Here is a 252-nt window from a genome sequence, read left to right on the forward strand (position 1 = left end):
GCCCCAGGTGGTGCGGCCGTCGATCGCTACGGTTGCCAGTTTCACGATGTTCTCTCCATTGTCAGATCGGAAATATGGTTTGGCGCGGCCCGTCCGCCGCGAAGGCGCAAATCGATCTCCTGCAGCAGATCGCCGAGTTCAGCCGGGTCGCGTGCCGTGCCGAAGACGTAATGGTCGGGCCGCACGAGCGCGGCGACGATGCCGTGACGGTCGAACCACGCCGCCATCACGCCATCGCTCTCCGCGTACATC

At 64.7% G+C, this 252-nt stretch carries 1 protein-coding gene; it reads right to left on the bottom strand.

Annotated elements, in window-relative coordinates:
* Nucleotides 1-41 precede the first annotated feature (41 nt).
* A partial coding sequence (locus V5P19_RS24085; RefSeq protein WP_334408064.1) for a hypothetical protein occupies nucleotides 42-252 on the bottom strand: 211 nt, incomplete at its 5' end.

Source organism: Enterobacter sp. UNJFSC 003 (assembly GCF_036903355.1).
Taxonomy (GTDB): domain Bacteria; phylum Pseudomonadota; class Gammaproteobacteria; order Enterobacterales; family Enterobacteriaceae; genus Enterobacter.